This is a genomic window from Bacillus alkalisoli (assembly GCF_002797415.1).
Taxonomy (GTDB): domain Bacteria; phylum Bacillota; class Bacilli; order Bacillales; family Bacillaceae_I; genus Bacillus_CD; species Bacillus_CD alkalisoli.
Window position 1 is genome coordinate 2404163 of sequence record NZ_KZ454944.1, and the last position, 14752, is coordinate 2418914.

Sequence of the window (14752 nt, forward strand, 5' to 3'; positions counted from 1 at the left end):
TCTTCCTTCCTATGTTACTAGTTCTTTCGTTTCTTCCAGTCTAACAGATACAAGTTTAGAAACTCCAGATTCTTGCATCGTTACACCATATAGTACATCACATTGTTCCATTGTACCTTTACGATGTGTTATGACAATAAACTGTGTTTCTTTACTATAGTGCTTTAAATAGTTTGCAAAACGATGAACATTCGCCTCATCCAAAGCAGCTTCCACTTCATCTAATATACAGAATGGTACTGGTCTAACTTTTAGGATACTAAACAATAGAGCAATTGCTGTTAGAGCTCTTTCTCCACCTGATAATAACCCTAAATTTTGAAGTTTCTTCCCAGGTGGTTGTGCTACAATTTCTACCCCGGTGTTTAGCATATCTTCAGGGTTCGTTAATACTAAGTCAGCTCGTCCTCCTCCAAACAAGGAGTGGAACACATCATTAAAGTGAGATCGAATGTTCGTAAAGGTTATTTCAAATCTCTTCGTCATTTCTTCATCCATTTCACTGATAACTTGATATAACGTATCTTTGGCTTCAAGTAAGTCTTCTTTTTGCTCTTTTAGGAAATAATAACGCTCCGAAACACGCTCATATTCATCAATTGCTGCTATGTTTACTGTACCGAGTTCCTCCATCGCCATTTTGATTAGCTTTAGTCTTTTTCTTGATATTTCGATGTCATCTAGTAGCGGAAATTGCTCTTTAGCCGCTTCAAACGTTAACATATATTCTTCCCTTAAATGCATTAGTCTATTATCAAGTTCAACATCTAGGCGATTCAATTGGACTTCTTCATCTTTTAAGATTTGCGTTAGAGTCTTATATTGTCTTTTTAGTTCTTTTAATTCCAGCTCTTGTGCTTCTAGTTTTTCGTGTAGTCTTAACCTCTCTTCTCTTCTAGAAGAAATAAGTTGAATTGTTTCATTTTTATCTTGTAATTTTTCTTGTGCAGCAAACTCTAATTGCTTTTCTCCAGAATAACTATCCGTCATTTCACTATTTAACAGAGATAAATCTTCTTGAATCTCAATAAATTTATTTTCTGCTTCTTCTAATTGTTGCTTTTGTTGAAGTACTTTATGTTTTTGGTTCTGAATTCGTTCTTTATGGCTAGCTGCATCAACTTTAAGGTTAGTAATCTCTGATTGTAACGTTTCCTTCGTTACATGCTGTTCTTTCTTTTGATTTGTGAGATGAAGGATTTCTTTATCTAACCCTTCTATCTCGATCGTTAACTCAGCTAATTGCTTATTCAATTCGCTTTCACGTGCAATATTACTTGCTTTAGCTGTTGTAAACTGCTCTTTTTCATAGTCATAGAGTGAAAGGTGTTCATTAATATTTTTCTCTTCTAGTTCAATTTCTTTTAGTAGCGCTCTAACTTGCTGTTCCTCATAGCGTAATGTTTCCCCTTGCTCTTTAATTGCAGCAACTTCCATTTCTTCATCTTTCAATTTACTTTTCAGCACTTTTACTTGCTCTTCCATTAAAGATGCTTGCTCTTCAATTTCTGCTAATTTAATTGTAGCGAATTCTAATTCTCTTGTGCGACTTAACAATGAATTATTTTTTTGTTTCACAGCTCCACCAGTCATGGAACCTCCTGGATTAACAACATCACCATCTAACGTTACGATTCGGTAACGATGCTGAACAATAGACGCTAACCTATTCGCACCTTTTAAGTCTTTTGCAACAATTACATTCCCTAGAAGATATAGAATGATATTTTGATAGTTTTGATCAAAATGAACTAACTCTGATGCCATTCCTACAAATGCATCATCCCCTTGTAATTGTTTATGATGATAATCAGGAATGGAACGTTCTTTCATTACAGTCATTGGTAAAAAAGTTGCCCTACCAAAACCATTTTTCTTTAAGTAATGAATCGCATTTCTAGCATCCTGTTCTTCTGAAACAACAATATGTTGCGTAGAACTACCGAGAGCAATTTCAATCGCTGTTTCATAGTCTTGTTTCACTTGAATTATCTCAACAACGGCTCCTTTAATACCAAAAAGCCTTTGTTCGTCTCTAGCCTTTAAAATCTCTTTAACTCCTTGGAAAAAGCCTGCAAAGTCTCCTTGCATCGCTTCAAGCATTTCTTTACGAGATTTTGTTTGTTGTAAAAATTTAAACGCATCATACAATAATTTTTCTTTCTTTTGAAGCGTGTTTTGTAAGGTGTGTAATTGAGATACGCTTTTTCGATAGCTATCAACGGTACTATTAATTTTCGTTTCAAGTTCCATATTTTGTTTTAATGTTTCGCTTTTTTTCTTTGAGAGCGACTGGCGTTCTATAATATATTTTTCATTTACTTCTTCTAGACGCTTTGTCTTTACCTCTTCTTGTTTCGTTTGTTGATTTAAATACGTTAACTCATTTCGAATGGATGCTTGTTTGTTTAAAAGCTCAATATAATCACTTTTTAGTTGTTCAATGGTTTCTTCCATGTTTTGATTGAACGTATCATGCAATTCGAGTTTACTTGTTAGATCCAACTCTAGTACTTTCAATGTTTGTTGCCAATCTTTTAATATTGAACTATCTTTTGTAAGATTCTCTTTTAAATCTGCAATTATATTGTCTAATTCCACAACAGATTTTTCTAATTGTGCTCTATTTTGTGATGCATTCTTTTTTCTTTCTTTTAATACTTCTTTTCTACCTTCTAATTTTTCTAATTCAGAACTAGCAATCAAAAGGGCATCTTGTAAATAGTTAATAGATTCATCTAAAGCTTGTACATTGTTTTTCAACTTTTCCAAATCGGCTTCTTTATGTTGTATGGAAGAAGAGAGGTCTACTTCCTTTTCCGTATTCGTTTTGACACGATCAGAAAGTTGTTCCCATTTAGTGTGTAATTCTTCAATTTCAAATACTGTCACGCCTACTTCTATTTTTTCTAGTTCTTCTTTTTTTTCTAAAAAGTCTTTAGCGATAGAAGCTTGAATTTGTAACGGTTCTACTTGAGATTCTAATTCATGTAAAATATCGGAAACACGATTCAAATTCTCTTGTGTTTCAAAAAGCTTATGTTCCGCTTTTTTCTTTCTAGTCTTGTATTTTAGTACGCCAGCCGCTTCTTCAAATATACTTCTTCGTTCTTCCGCCTTACTACTTAAGATCTCTTCTACTTTACCTTGGCTGATAATTGAAAAAGCTTCTTTTCCTAAGCCAGAATCCATAAATAAATCTACAATATCTTTTAAACGACAAGACTGATTATTTATTAAAAAATCACTCTCACCAGATCGATATACTCTTCTTGTGACGCTTACTTCCATATAATCAATGGGTAAAATACGGTTGCTATTATCTAATGTTAAGGTTACTTCAGCAATATTTAATGGTTTACGCGATTCACTACCAGCAAAAATAATATCTTCCATTTTAGTACCACGTAGTGATTTAGCTGACTGCTCGCCTAAAACCCAGCGAATGGAATCGGTAATATTACTTTTTCCACTTCCGTTAGGTCCTACAACAGCTGTAACACCAGGCACGAAGTCTACTTTAATTCTTTCTGCAAACGACTTAAAACCTAAAACTTCTAATCGTTTGAGGTACATTCTTCCTCACCTCATTGTGTTTATCATAGTTAATCCCTTTTTTCTATTCACTCTGTTAAAAACCTCTGCTATTTTCGAAGGAGTCTACGACTTGCGGTCCAATCAACAGCTAGATATTTTTTAAAACAATTATATTCTTTAACTCAGTCTTTAAATAAGAAGTATCCCCCTATGATAGGGGGATATAATGTTGTAATAAATAAAATTAATGTTGCTTTAGTTTCGTTAGAGCATATTGTGCTGCGTGTTGTTCTGCTTCTTTTTTAGACTTACCAATACCTACTCCAAGTTCTTCGCTGTTTAACAGCACTTGTGAAACAAACTCTCTACTATGAGCAGGGCCTTTTTCTTGTAATACTTTATATTCAATTTGCCCTAAAGCATCTCTTTGCACTAACTCTTGTAGTTGGCTTTTAAAATCCATCACATGAGAAAAAGCACCATCGTTAATTTTTGGGTAAACGTACTTTTCTAAAAAGGAAATTACGGATGATAACCCTTGGTCTAGATAAAGCGCACCGATAAAAGCTTCAAATACATCTGCAAGTAAAGCAGGTCGTTCTCTACCCCCTGTTAATTCTTCACCTTTACCTAGTAAAACATAATTACCGAATGATAGCTCGTTAGCAAAGGCTACAAGTGAAGGTTCACATACGATAGAAGCACGTAGCTTCGTTAATTGACCCTCACTCATTAATGGGTACTTTTCATAAAGAAACTTAGAGATTGTTAATTCTAATACTGCATCTCCTAAAAACTCCAGGCGCTCATTATCTTCGTACATTTTTTTACGATGCTCATTCACATATGATGAATGTGTAAATGCTTTATATAACGTTTTTTCATTTTCGAACGTTATACCTATTTGTTGTTGCAATTGTTGAAATTTAATCCGTATAAGCTCATTGCGTTTATCTGTACTTTTGTTTCTATTTTTGTACATGGGTAGCCTCCGACATTACCTCAATCACTATAAGAATGTGACAATGATATTATGTATAACATATCTATTTTAACAAATTATTTAGTAGATACAAATAGCTATATTTAAATATAATTCTAATAATAGGAAAAATCCCGCTCTGAAGGCGGGATTTTAAAATAGAATCAATTACTTGTTGGACTGTATGTAGTTCACTGCATCGCCAACCGTTGCAATATTTTGTGCATCTTCATCAGAGATTTCCATATCGAACTCATCTTCAAGTTCCATTACTAATTCAACTACATCTAGAGAATCAGCACCTAAATCATCTTTGAATTTAGACTCTAACTTTACTTCAGCCTCATCAACACCTAAACGATCAACAATGATTTTCGTTACACGCTCTAAAACTTCTGCCATAACTTTCACCTCCCCTCAAAGAGTGATAACTCGTACTTATTTTACTTTCAAAATGTTCTAGTGTCTATATCTTTATATAGCTTCCGTTAATTTCATCCTAAGTTGTCATTCATTATGATAAAGACTTAGTTTATTAATTACATTACCATTCCACCGTCAACATGTAGTGTTTGACCAGTCATATAGACGCTTTGTTCTGATGCTAAGAAAGAAACAACAGTTGCGATATTCTTTGCTTCTCCAAATTTAGCTAAAGGAATTTGTTTCAACATTTCTCCTTTAACCTCTTCTGGTAATTTGTCAGTCATATCTGTCGTAATGAAACCTGGTGCAACAGCGTTTACATTAATGTTTCTAGTAGCTAATTCACGAGCAGTAGATTTTGTTAAACCTATTACGCCTGCTTTTGCTGCAACATAGTTTGCTTGTCCAGGATTTCCACTTACTCCAACGATGGAGGAAATATTAATGATTTTTCCAGAACGTTGCTTCATCATTTGACGAGTTACTGCCTTTGTACAGTTAAACACACCTTTTAAATTGATGTTTATAACTTCATCCCATTCTTCTTCTTTCATACGCATCAGTAAATTATCTCTCGTAACTCCTGCGTTATTTACTAAAATATCAATCGTTTCGAATTGCGCAATAGCTACTTTCATCATAGCTTGTACATCTTCCATGTTGCCTACATTCGCTCTTACAGCTATTGCATTTCCACCTAATTGTTGAATTTCTTCTACCACTTCTTGCGCTTTCCCTTCGCTTCCAGCGTAATTTACAACAATATTCGCACCTTTAGAAGCTAACTCTAATGCAATAGCACGTCCGATACCTCTAGAGGCACCTGTAACTACAGCCGTTTTACCTTGTAGCATTTACTTCTCCTCCGCCTCTTTGAAAAATTGTAATGCATTTTCTAATGACTCAGAATCATATACAGACAATACATTTACTTTTCGATTTATTTTCTTTACTAATCCAGATAAAACCTTACCTGGTCCAATTTCCACAAACGTATCTACACCTTGTTCAATCATGTATTCTACCGATTGTTGCCAACGTACAGGTGAATATAGTTGTTCTACAAGCTTTTGTTTAATGGATTCCACTTTTAATTCATTTGCATCCACATTTCCAATAACAGGTACAGTAGGCTCTTGCACTGTAATGTTCTCCAGTACTGTTTGGAACTTTTCAGCTGCTGGTTTCATTAACTCCGAATGAAACGGACCACTTACAACTAACGGTATTACTCTTTTTGCCCCTGCAGATTTTGCACCTTCACTCGCCGCCAAAACACCTTCAACAGATCCTGAAATAACAATTTGACCAGGGCAATTAATATTCGCTAATTGAACTGATCCAACTTCTTCTGAAGCCTTTTTTGTAACAGATTCAAGTTCTGGTGCTTCTAAACCTAACACAGCTGCCATGGTACCTTTTCCAGAAGGCACTGCTTCTTCCATTAGTTTCCCTCTCATATGAACGGTATGAACTCCTTCTTCAAAACTCATAGCGTTCGCAGCAACTAGTGCTGAATATTCACCTAAACTGTGTCCTGCAACATAATCAGGAACAATTTCTTCTTTTTTTAACAACTGTAAAATGGCAATGCTCGCAGTTAAAAGTGCAGGTTGAGCATTGTAAGTAGCTGTTAATGTTTCTTGTGGGCCTTCAAACATATAATTAGTCAAAGAGTAACCTAGTGTTTTGTCCGCGGTTTGAAAATACTGCAATACTTCTTCATGCATATTAGCTAACTCTTGTCCCATTCCTACAGCTTGGGAACCTTGTCCTGGAAAAACAAATGCAATCTTCCCCATTATTCTCCTCCGTTCTCAACATGTAACTCCATCTTTTCTATTTGTTCTTGTATGTTGGATACCATTTCTGATTGAACCATAAATCGTGTTTGTCTGATAGCATTAAATATCGCATTTGCATCAGAAGATCCATGAGCCTTTACTACTGGTGCTTTCAAACCAAACAGAGCCGCCCCACCATACTCAGAATAATCCATTTTATTTTTAATAGATTTGAATTTTGGTTTTAAAACTGCCGCTGCTAACTTGCTTTTCAAATCACTTGTTAGCGCATCTTTTAACATCGTAAAAACACTTAGAGCTGTCCCCTCAATTGCTTTTAAAGCAATATTTCCTGTAAATCCATCGGTAACAACAACGTCACATACTCCTGTTAACAAGTCTCTAGCTTCAACATTACCGACAAAGTTTATAGAAGGAGTTGATTTAATTAATTCGAATGCAGCTTTTGTTAATTCATTCCCTTTATTTTCTTCTGTACCAACGTTTAGTAAGCCAACTTTAGGGTTAGAAATACCTCTAACTTTTTCAGCATAAATAGAACCCATCACAGCATAATTGTGAAGGTGTTCTGGTTTTGCGTCCACATTTGCCCCAACATCTAGCATTAAAAAGCCTTCTCCACCAATTGTAGGGAATGTTGGCGCAAGTGCAGGTCGTTCAATCCCTTTAATTCGTCCTACCACTAGTAAGCCTGCCGTCATTAGTGCACCTGTGTTTCCTGCAGAAATACACGCGTCAGCTCTTCCTTCTTTTACTTCTTTTGCCATTAAGACTAAGGATGAATTCTTCTTTCTTCTTACCGCTCTTACAGGCTCTTCATCACCTGATATATATTCATCCGTATGCAATATCGTTATGTTTTTATCATTATGTAAATATTTTTTAATTTCTTCTTCATTTCCAACTAGAGTAAACTCTACGTCTGTAAAGGATTCAACTGCTTTCATAACACCTTCAATAATGGATTTAGGTGCATGATCTCCGCCCATTGCGTCTATTGCTATTCTCATGTTATGCTCCTTTCTGTTTACAAGCTCGTTGAACGGAACATTTCAAATTCTCCATGGAAAACTGTTTCGTTGCCAACTGTGCTTTTCACTTCCACTGAAGTTCGACCTTTTTCAAGTTCAACCTTTGTTACCAAAGCTTTTGCAATTATGCGCTCTCCTAGTTTAACAGGCCTTGTAAACCTGATAGTTGCCTTAGCTGTTAAAGCTAGGTCATCGTTTATTACAGCAACCGCTAACGAATTTGCTTGTGCAAACAAATGGTGTCCTCGTGTTATATTATTTCGACTAAAAACATGCTCTTCCTTCACATCTAAGATGGATATAGCACTTTTATCTAATTCAATATCTATTATTTCGCCTATAACTTCTTCGATAGGTAGAGATTTGACTTCTTTTTCAAGCGTTTGTTCCGCTACATTTTTTATTCTTTCGCGAAGTTCTGGAATACTTAACTCTAATCTATCTAGTCTTATTGTTTGTATACTCACACTAAAAAAATCCGCTAAATCCTCGTCTGTAATAAAAGGATTCTCTAAGATTTTTTCTTTTAGTAATGATTGCCGCTCTTTTTTTGTTCTTTTCATATGTATCTAACTCCATCCGAACTATTATGACTAGGTACTAATAGTAGTATATATAACAAAAAAGCAGATTGCAAGACAAAATTGTCTTAGAGAATCTGCCTTTTTAGAGACTATTTTAAATACCGCAGTTGATTATAGCGCTAGTCTTCGCTTTCCGCGGGCTTATCTAGGTCTTGCGGCTAGCGCATCGAGCTGAACGAGCCTCCATAACTTTTCTGTGAGTCTGGAGCATACAACTTGCGATCCAATTAACTGCTATACATTTTTCCTAATCTAATTTCTCTCCCCCAAGTACACCTGTATCGTTTATATAGTTTCTTAGTGTTGTGTATTCTTCGTTAGACCAGAATTCTTCAGAATGTAGCATCTCGTATGCATCCTGTCTTGCTACTTCTAATGCTCTGTAATCGTGAACCATATCAGCAACTTTAAATTCAGGGACACCACTTTGTTTTTTACCAAAAAAGTCGCCAGGTCCACGTAATTCAAGATCCTTTTCCGAGAGAACAAATCCATCATTTGTTTCTGTCATAATACGCATTCTTTCTTTGCCTTCTTCTGTTTTCGGTTCTGCCAAAAGAATACAATACGATTGTTCTGAACCACGACCAACTCGCCCACGTAACTGATGTAGTTGCGACAATCCAAATCTTTCTGCATCGTAAATAACCATCATTGTAGCGTTTGGAACATTCACACCGACTTCTACTACTGTCGTGGAAACTAGCACTTGTATCTCATTCAAACTAAAGGCCTTCATCACTTCATCTTTTTCATCTGAAGAGAGTCTTCCATGCATAAGTCCAATATTCCATTTCCCTCTATAATAGTGAGTAAGCATTTGGTGCACATCAATTGCGTTCTGTACATCTATCTTTTCTGATTCCTCGATTAATGGACAAATGACATAAGCTTGTCTACCCTTACTTAACTCTTTTTCCACAAAGTTTAATACTCTATCAATCATATGGTGATTAGCAGTATAAGTTTCAATCACTTTTCTACCTGCTGGCATTTCATTAATAATAGACACATCCATTTCACCAAAAGCTGTAATAGCTAGAGTTCTAGGGATTGGAGTTGCCGTCATAAACAATACATCCGGACTTTCCCCTTTTTCTCGTAAAATTCTTCTTTGCTGAACTCCAAATCTATGTTGCTCATCGGTAATGACGAGCCCTAGTTTATGAAATTGAACTTCTTCTTGAATTAAGGCATGTGTACCTACTAAAGCATCTATTTCTCCATTACGCAGGTCCTCTAGTAGTTCTTTTCTCTTTTTTCCTTTTACGGAACTTGTTAGTAATTTCACTTTTACACCTGATTTTTCAAAAAGCTTTCCTAATGATTCGGCATGTTGTTCCGCTAAAATTTCAGTAGGAACCATTAATGCACCTTGATATCCTGATTGAATAACCGCAAAAAGGGCGATTGCAGCAACTACAGTTTTACCTGAACCTACATCCCCTTGTAGAAGACGATTCATTCTGTATGGGGAAGTTAAGTCGTTCATAATTTCTTTTATCACTCTATTTTGTGCCCCTGTTAAAGGAAACGGCAAAGAGTCGACAAAACTTTTTATCTCTTCTTTATCAAGTTTATGTGCAATTCCTATTGAGTTTTCACGCGTGTATTTCCTTAATGCTTGTATCTTAAGCTGGAACAGGAGAAACTCCTCATACACAAAATATCGCCTTGCATTTTTTAACTGCTCATGTGTCTCTGGGAAGTGTAGTATTTGGACTGCATCTCCTTTTGTAGGTAATTTATATTTTTGTGAGAGATGCCGAGGAATATAATCCTCCATTTGTTCCATGTATGTAGAAATTGCATTTGCGATAAACTTCCTCATTTGTTTTACACTAACGTTACCTTTAACTGAATAGACTGGCTCTACTTCATTGTCACTACTAAATGGTCCAAAGTGTATATGTTGAACAGTAATTGTTTGACGATGCTGATCCCATTTACCAGTAATTGTTACCGTCTGGTTTATGTGGAGTTTGTCTTTGTAATAAGGGCGATTAAAACAAACTGCTTTCACTAATATTGGTCCGACAAAAAAACGAAAAGTAAGTCGGTTTTTTTTGCGGGCATAATACATAAGAGAAGGTTCTCCATGAACCTTCCCTTCGACAGTTATTTTCTCTTCATGCTTCACTTCCGTAATATCTCGAAGTCGATTATCTTCATAACGGTAAGGAAAATACAATAGCAAATCATGGACAGATGTTATTCCCATCATCTGTAGAGATTGTGCTGTTTCCTCCCCGATCCCTTTTATCATTGTTACTGGTGTATGTGATAAATTAGTCATTTTGTAACGATACGCCAAATATTTTCGCTTCAAGTTCGCGTCCTGTAGGCGTAGCCGCTAATCCTCCTTGTGCTGTTTCTTTTAGCGCAGTTGGCATTGTTAGTCCGATACGATACATTGCGTCAATTACTTCATCACACGGGATTCTACTTGTAATCCCCGCTAGAGCCATATCCGCTGCTACCATTGCATTCGCAGCTCCCATTGCATTTCGCTTTACACACGGAACTTCTACTAGTCCTGCCACTGGATCACATACTAATCCTAGCATATTTTTCAGTGTAATTGCCATCGCTTCCGCACATTGAGATGGCGTACCACCAGCCATTTCAACGATTGCAGCAGCAGCCATTCCAGAAGCAGAACCAACCTCAGCTTGGCATCCACCTGCTGCACCCGATATAGAAGCATTATTTGCTACAACGAAACCAAAAGCTCCAGATGTAAACAAGAAATTTAATTTTTCTTCGCGAGTTGGGTTTAAAATATTTTGAACAGCAAATAATGTTCCAGGTACTACACCAGCAGAACCTGCAGTTGGAGTTGCACAAATCGTACCCATGGCTGCATTCACTTCATTAGTTGCAACTGCTTTACTAACTGCATCAAGCAGCAGGTTTCCTGAAAGTGTTTTGCCTTTTTTCATGTATTCTTGAAGAAGCACAGCATCACCACCTGTTAGACCTGTAACAGATTTAACACCTTTTAAGCCTCTTTCTACAGCTTGTTCCATTATATCTAAGTTCTTTTCCATTTGTTCAATGATTTGCTCACGGGACTTACCTGTGAATTCAATCTCTTGCTCGATCATTAGTTGAGAAATTTTAACCCCTCTACTTTCAGCAAGTTCAACTAGTTCCGCAACATTTCGAAACATTATTATTCCCCCTTTGGTCGTTCTCTAGGTGATGTAAGCGTTCACATTTTCATTAAATCATTTAATCAACGATTTTTGTCACTTGAATAATGTTTGGTAATGAAGATAGTTCTTCTATAACTGATTCATCTATATTTTGGTCCACTTCAATAGTCATTAATGCTTGTTTACCTTTTTCTTTTCTTGACACTTCCATATGCCCTATATTTATTGCATACTTTGCTAGAACATTAGCAACTCCAGCAATTGCTCCAAATCGATCATTATGAACAACTAGAATAGCTGGATGATTACCTGATAATTTGAGTTCAAAGCCGTTTAATTCTGTAATCTCTATCTTCCCACCGCCAATTGAGATTCCTACTAATTCCATCTCATTGTCTTCGTCACCAATTATTACTTTGGCTGTATTTGGGTGATCTGTTATTGATTCTTCCTCGATAAAAGTTACCTCTAACCCTTGCTCTTTTGCAATTTGCAATGACGTTTTTATTCTTTCATCAAAAGTATCATAATCAAGTATACCTCCAACAATCGCCACATCTGTTCCGTGGCCTTTATACGTTTTTGCAAAAGACCCATATAGATGTACTCGCGCCCATGAAGGTTGTTTGCCAAATAGGCTTCGAGCAACCCTACCAATTCTAGCTGCACCTGCCGTATGGGAACTAGATGGCCCTATCATTACGGGACCAATAATATCAAAAACACTTCTATATTTCATAGTAGGTTCACTCCTTTGCCGTATCTAAAATGTTCTTTTGAATTGAACATAACTAATCCATCATAAACATATCACAATTTAACTTTTAAAAAAACAAAAAAGGGAGAATTAATCTCCCTTTTTTGTTTGCTAATTTATTCAATAGAGAAAATAAAGGAATATAACGGTTGTTTTCCGTTATGCACTTCTATTTCTACATCTTCAAATTGTTCTTCTACGAAAGAAACTACTGCATTTAATTCTTCTTCTGTTACATCTTCACCATAAATGATAGTTAAGATTTCTGAGTCCTCATCTAATGTGGCTTCTAGTAATTGTTTTGCTGCTGTTGTTTTATCCTTACCTGTTGTAACAATTTTGCTTTCCGCGATACCCATGAAATCATCTTTTTGAATTTCAATTCCATCAATACTTGTATCACGTACAGCATAAGTTACTTGACCAGTTTTCACATATTGAAGTGAATCAGTCATTGTCTCAGCATTTTCCACTAAGTCAGCTGTAGGATTAAATGCTAAAATAGCTGCCATACCTTGTGGAACTGTTTTAGAAGGAACAACTACTACACGATCTCCAACCACTTCAGCTGCTTGTTTTGCAGCCATGATAATGTTGCTATTGTTCGGAAGAATAATGATTTTCTCTGCATTTACTTCTTCAATAGCTCTCACAATATCCTCTGTACTTGGATTCATTGTTTGTCCACCTTCTATGACAAACTTAGCTCCGACACTCTTGAAAAGTTCAGCCACTCCCTCACCCATTGCAACAGTAATGATACCGAATTCTTCTTTTTTCGCAACAGGAGGAGTACTTACAGGGTATTCATTTTCCTCAAATAACAAGTTACTATGCTGTTCACGCATATTTTCAATCTTCATATTGATTAAACTACCATAGTTTTGTCCATAAGATAAACAATTACCAGGTTGTTCTGAGTGAATATGTACTTTAACTACATCCTCATCAGCAATAACTAATAAAGAATCACCATATTGTGCTAAATCATTTCTGAATTTCTCTTCACTAAATGGGTTATCTTTTGTTTTCGACTCTTCAAAGCGCACCATAAACTCTGTACAATATCCAAAAACGATATCTTCTGTATTCATATGTGCTTGAACACCTTTATGATGTTCTGCATTAACTAATTCATTCATAGAAGATGTTGCCTGGAATACAGGAAGTGCTTCTCCTGTTAATTCCGCTAAAAATCCTTCATAAATGAAAACTAATCCTTGTCCTCCACTATCTACAACACCAACCTCTTTTAAGACTGGTAACAGATCTGGAGTTCTTTTTAAGGATGCATTTGCTTCTTTTAATACAGCTTGCATAAGAAGAATAATATCATCTTCTTCTTTTGCAACTAGTACTGCTTTTTTCGCTGCGTCTTTCGCAACTGTTAAAATTGTACCTTCAACTGGCTTCATAACTGCTTTGTATGCAGTTTCTACACCAGCTTCAAGTGCTTGAGCGAATTCTAAAGAGTTAATAGTTGATTTCGCTTCGATATGTTTAGAAAAGCCTCGGAACAACTGAGATAGAATTACGCCAGAATTTCCTCTAGCACCCATTAATAATCCTTTCGCAAGAGCAGTACCAACTTTTCCAATATGTTCTGAAACGTTATTTCTTACTTCTTTCGCACCAGAAGTAATGGATAAGTTCATATTCGTACCTGTATCACCATCCGGTACAGGGAATACATTTAACGAATCTACAAGCTTTGCGTTATTGGATAATTGATTTGCACCTTGAAGAATCATCTGGGAAAAACGTTTCCCATCTAAAACTTTAATTGACACTAAATTTTCCTCCTTATTACGGGTTCGTTACACGAACACCTTGAACATAAATGTTTAGTGAATCCACAGATAAACCAAGTGTTTGGTTTAGTGTATACTTGACCTTTGTTTGTACATTGTGAGCAATTTCAGAAATTTTCGTTCCATAGCTAACTATAATGTACATATCAATATGTAAGTGATCTTCCTCTTGTCGAACGATTACTCCTTTTGTGAAATTCTCTTTTCGTAAAATCTCAGATAAACCATCTTTAATTTGACTTTTTGAAGCCATCCCTACAATACCGTAACAATCAACAGCAGCTCCTCCAGCAATTGTAGCAATAACATCATTCGAAATATCTATTTGACCATAAGATGTTTTTAGTTCGATGGACATAAAGGTTCCCCCTTTAGTAAGATTACATACTATTTTACATGAATCAACTTATTTTTAAAAGATAGGAATGCTATCTTCTTAATACTATTATAATACTGAATGGAAGAAACATGTATGTCAAGGTTTTTTTCTTGAAAGCTTATCATTGAACTATTGCATTATCAAGGGTTGTATGTTAAATTATATAAGTATTTTCAATCAGTGTATAAAAGGAAAAGCGTATGAAAATGTTACAAACATATTCATGACTTTTTTCCTTACAAAAATTAAGAAATTCTTTTCTTAATCGACATGAAAATAACT

Annotated in this window: 12 protein-coding genes; all 12 read right to left on the bottom strand. The window is 35.7% G+C overall.

What is annotated here, in order from left to right; all coding sequences use genetic code 11:
• Positions 1-9: 9 nt before the first annotated feature.
• The 12 genes from smc to CDZ89_RS11995 all read right to left on the bottom strand — a co-directional run bounded on the left by smc (position 10) and on the right by CDZ89_RS11995 (position 14449).
• Complete coding sequence (gene smc, locus CDZ89_RS11940) at positions 10-3576, bottom strand: chromosome segregation protein SMC (RefSeq protein WP_096154666.1); 3567 nt, start codon at positions 3574-3576, stop codon at positions 10-12.
• A 205-nt stretch (positions 3577-3781) separates the two neighbouring features.
• On the bottom strand, positions 3782-4519 hold the full coding sequence (gene rnc / locus CDZ89_RS11945; protein WP_096154667.1) for a ribonuclease III: 738 nt from the start codon (positions 4517-4519) through the stop codon (positions 3782-3784).
• A 168-nt stretch (positions 4520-4687) separates the two neighbouring features.
• Complete coding sequence (gene acpP / locus CDZ89_RS11950; RefSeq protein WP_096154668.1) at positions 4688-4921, bottom strand: acyl carrier protein; 234 nt, start codon at positions 4919-4921, stop codon at positions 4688-4690.
• 137 nt (positions 4922-5058) lie between these two features.
• Positions 5059-5799 (bottom strand): 3-oxoacyl-[acyl-carrier-protein] reductase, encoded by a 741-nt coding sequence (gene fabG / locus CDZ89_RS11955; protein ID WP_096154669.1) that lies wholly within the window; start codon positions 5797-5799, stop codon positions 5059-5061.
• Positions 5800-6747, bottom strand: a complete 948-nt coding sequence (gene fabD, locus CDZ89_RS11960; RefSeq protein WP_096154670.1) for an ACP S-malonyltransferase — start codon at positions 6745-6747, stop codon at positions 5800-5802.
• Positions 6747-7760, bottom strand: coding sequence for a phosphate acyltransferase PlsX (gene plsX, locus CDZ89_RS11965; protein WP_096154671.1), 1014 nt, complete (start codon positions 7758-7760; stop codon positions 6747-6749). Before plsX ends, fabD begins: the two co-directional genes overlap by 1 nt.
• 17 nt (positions 7761-7777) lie before the next feature.
• A complete protein-coding gene (gene fapR / locus CDZ89_RS11970) occupies positions 7778-8344 on the bottom strand; it encodes a transcription factor FapR (protein WP_096154672.1) in 567 nt (188 codons plus the stop codon).
• A 268-nt stretch (positions 8345-8612) separates the two neighbouring features.
• Positions 8613-10661 (bottom strand): ATP-dependent DNA helicase RecG, encoded by a 2049-nt coding sequence (recG, locus tag CDZ89_RS11975; protein WP_096156952.1) that lies wholly within the window; start codon positions 10659-10661, stop codon positions 8613-8615.
• Positions 10654-11538, bottom strand: coding sequence for an L-serine ammonia-lyase, iron-sulfur-dependent, subunit alpha (gene sdaAA, locus CDZ89_RS11980; RefSeq protein ID WP_096154673.1), 885 nt, complete (start codon positions 11536-11538; stop codon positions 10654-10656). The genes recG and sdaAA overlap by 8 nt, the downstream gene beginning before the upstream one ends.
• Before the next feature lie 61 nt (positions 11539-11599).
• Positions 11600-12262: an L-serine ammonia-lyase, iron-sulfur-dependent subunit beta gene (sdaAB, locus tag CDZ89_RS11985; protein ID WP_096154674.1), complete on the bottom strand. Its 663-nt coding sequence runs from the start codon at positions 12260-12262 to the stop codon at positions 11600-11602.
• A gap of 134 nt (positions 12263-12396) precedes the next feature.
• Positions 12397-14070 (bottom strand): DAK2 domain-containing protein, encoded by a 1674-nt coding sequence (locus tag CDZ89_RS11990; protein WP_096154675.1) that lies wholly within the window; start codon positions 14068-14070, stop codon positions 12397-12399.
• A gap of 16 nt (positions 14071-14086) precedes the next feature.
• Complete coding sequence (locus CDZ89_RS11995; protein WP_096154676.1) at positions 14087-14449, bottom strand: Asp23/Gls24 family envelope stress response protein; 363 nt, start codon at positions 14447-14449, stop codon at positions 14087-14089.
• Positions 14450-14752: the final 303 nt, after the last annotated feature.